Source organism: Acidovorax sp. HMWF018, from assembly GCF_003061035.1.
Taxonomy (GTDB): Bacteria; Pseudomonadota; Gammaproteobacteria; order Burkholderiales; family Burkholderiaceae_C; genus Acidovorax; species Acidovorax delafieldii.
The window spans coordinates 14,007-17,512 of record NZ_QAIM01000509.1 but is presented as its reverse complement, the minus strand read 5'-3'; the positions used below and the strand labels follow the sequence as shown (position 1 = coordinate 17,512).

At 70.7% G+C, this 3,506-nt stretch carries 1 pseudogene; it reads right to left on the bottom strand.

Annotation, left to right across the window (positions count from 1 at the left end):
• Positions 1-3,404: pseudogene (gene cobN, locus DBR23_RS21640) on the bottom strand (cobaltochelatase subunit CobN); the annotation flags it as partial.
• Positions 3,405-3,506: the final 102 nt, after the last annotated feature.

Below are 3,506 nucleotides of genomic sequence, written 5' to 3'. Positions count from 1 at the left end.
GCCCAGCGGCGCACGCTGGGCAGCTCGGCCGCCAGAGGCGCGGCACGCGTCAGCTCCTGGTACATCTGCGCGAGCTGTTTTTGCGTGTCGGCATCGGCCTGCCAATAGCCCTGACGCTGCGCCTGCACCAGGCGCTCCAGCGACTGGGCGTAGGCCTGTGGATGTTCTTTCAGCCACTCGGGCAGGCCCAGCTGGTGCTTGTCGCGCACCAGCACGTCGTAGAAGCTTTGCCAATGGTCGCTGCGCACCGTGTCGGGCGCCACGGCCTGCCAGCCCCAGGCGAACTGCACGGCCTTGAGCACCTGCAGCGTGCCCGAATAGCCCTCGGCCTTCTGCGCCTGGAGCCAGCCCGGGTGCAGATAGCGCGACTGCATCTCCAGCGCAATGGCGCGCTGTGCAGTTTCGGTAGTGGGCTCGCCTGCATCCTGCAGCTGGGCCACATGCAGCTCCAGCCCCTGCGCTCGCCCGGCCACGCGGGCGGCCGCCGACAGGCCGCCCAGGTACTGAAACGGGTCGTCCGAGCTGACCATGGCATACAGGTGCGAGCTGCGCGACAGGATGGCGGCATCGGTGCGGCGCAGGTGCGCCCCCAGCGCCTTCGCCGCCGTACCACCCGCCACGCTCGTCACGGGTTCGCCGTCCAGGTAGGGCTGGCTCATGCGTTCCAGGAACATCTGGCCCAGGCGCGCATCGTTGGTTTGCAGGCCGTCGCTCTGCACCGCGTCCGACAGGCCAGTGCCGTAGTCGCCCACCGCATTGCCGAACGCGCGCACGCGCGCCAGTTGCTCGGCCTGCGCGCGCGGCACGCCGTGCTTGCGCAGCTCCTGGCCGATCTGCTCGGTGTTGCGCGCAATCACATTGCCGGGCTCGGCCGTGGCGGCCTGGGCCACCGCGCGGTCCAGCAGGGCCATCAGCGCGGGGAACTGGTCACGGTACGAGCCGGTGATGCTCATGAGCACATCAACGCGCGGGCGTTTGAGCTCTTCTGCGGCAATGGTCTCGACGCGCACCGGGCGGCCCGAGTCATCCCACACCGGGCGCATGCCCAGCGCCACCAGCGCCTGGGCTTCCATGATGCCCTGATGGCGCAGCGTTTCACCCGCCCACAGCGAAAGCGCCAAACGCTGCGGCGCCTGACCGCCATGGCGCGCCTGATAGTCCTTGAACCAGTCGTTGAACAGCGTCTGCGCCACGGCATAGGCCTGGCGCGTGGGCAAGCGGCTCGGGTCCAGCCCCGTGAGGTTGCGGCCCGTGGGCAGGCTGTCGGGGTTTCGGATGGGGTCGCCACCGTACGCAGCGGGCAGGTAGCGCCCTTCCAGCGCGGCCAGCAAGCCGGGTAGCTCGCCTTCCGTGGCCAGCAGGCGCTCCAGCTCTTGCGCGCGCTGTGCCAGTTGCAGAAGCGCGGGCGTGTCGATGGGTTGGCGCGCGGCGCGGTTGGGCACATGGTCTTCGGCGCGCACCAAGCCGTCCTGTGCGGGCGGCGCGTCAGGCAGCACGGGGCGCAGGTCCAGCACGCTGGCGGCCTGCGCGTCGGTCAGCGCCACTTCCAGCCAGCGCGCGGGGCGTGCGGCCAACACCGCGTCGTGCTTGATGAGGAAGGCTTCGTCGATGTCCTCGCCCAGCGCCTCGATCAGTGGCTTGCGCAGCGCCTGCAGGATGGTCTCGCGCCGCTGCTCGGGCGCGGGCACGCGGCCGAACACGGCCAGGCCCTTGGGCTGCGAGCTTTGCGCGAGTTGGTCCAGGTAGGGATGCAGAATTTCAAGAAAGCCGTGGAAGTCGGCCGTGATGCGCTCGGCGCTCCAGCCCAGGTCGCGGTGCAGCTGGTGCTCTACAAACTGCGCGACCAGCTGCTTTTCGAGCGCGCGGCGCGTGGGGCCTTCGTCCACGGTTTCCCATTCGTGCATCACCTCGTGCATGTGGGCCATGCGCGCCTCGAAACCTGCCGGGGCGAACACGGGCGTGCGGTGGCTCACCAGCACGGCGCGGCCCCGGCGCTTGGCAGTGAGGGCCTCGCCCAGGTTGTCCACGATGTAGGGATAGACCACGGGCAGGTCGCCCAGGGGCAGCAGCGCGTCGTCGTGCACATCCAGCGCACGCGCCTTGCCACCGGCCCACTCCTGCGTGCCGTGCGTGCCGAAGTGGATGAGCGCATCGGCCTCCAGCTGCGCCCACAGGTACACGGCCAGGTAATGGTGCGACAGCGGCGCCTTGGACTTGTGCATGAACGGGTTCTGGCCCAGGCGCAGGGTTTCTTCGCGCGGGGGCTGGGGCAATACCGAGAGCTTGCCCACCTGCAGGCGCGGGATGGCGAACACCTTTTCGCCCTGCCACTCGACCACGTAGCGGCTCTTTGCGGGAGTGCCCCAGTGCGCATTCATGCGCTCGCGCACGGCCTTCGGCAGCGTGGCCAGGTGCTGCTCAAAACGCGCCAGTGGCAGCGCGGCGGCCTGTCCGTTTTGCAGCAGCGCGCGCACATCAGCACCGGGGTAATAGGCGGCCAGCAGCGGCTTGAGCCCATCGATCCAGCCCTGCTCGGGCACCTGCTGCGTGCGGTAGCCTGCCTGGGCCAGACCGCCCGACACCTGCTCCAGGCTGCGCGGCACGTTGAGGAACGAGGCGCCAAAGTTGGTGCCGCCCGGGGGGTAGTTGTAGACCATGGCCACCAGGCGCTTGTCGGCGGCGGGTTTGGTCTGCAGTGCGATCAGCCGCCGCGCCTTCGCGGCCACAGCCTGGGCCTGGCGCTCGATGAGGCGAAAGTCCCGGCCCTCAGCGCCGTGGGCGGCGACCAGGACCGGATCGATGGCACCCGCCGCCTCGGGCTGCGCCAGGTAGAACGGCACATCGGACAGCGACAGCCCCGTGTCGCTGGCCTCCCACGCGGCGGCATCGCCTGCGCGGTAGGGCTGCGTGCCCAGCAGGGGCACGCCCCAGCGGGCCAACAGCGGCTGCAGCGCGGCGGCCTGAGGCACGAGCTGGTGCAGCACCAGGGCCGAGGCGTGCAGGCGGCCGGGTCCGGTGCCGCTCTCAGCGGGCAACTCCAGAACCTCGGCCAGCGTCTGCGCCGTGACCTGCTGGCCAAAGGCCGCGTAGGCGAACAGGCCTTGCTGGCGGAAGGTGTGCAACCAGGCATCGAGCTACTCCGTGCTGCCGTCGATGAAGTGGTGGCGGTGCACCAGCACGGCCACGGCGGGCAGGCTGCGCAGCGCGGGCTGGCCCTGGCGCCAGGCCTCCAGCGCGGCGGCGTTGGGCAGCAGGCGGGGCGCGTCGGGGTGGTAGATGCCCCGGGGGGGCAGGATGTCGGGCGCGGGCAAGGTCGGCATCGCAACACCCGCCACCGCGGCGCGCGCCAGGGAGATGGCGTTCTTGAGATTGCGCGGGCCGCCCGCCTGCAAGTAAGCCACCATGCGGGCGGGAGCCTCCAGCGCAGACAGGTCCACAGCAGGCGTGCCCGCAGGCACCCAGACCACGCGGCCCGGGGCGCGTGCGGCGCGGGCATCGAGCTGCGC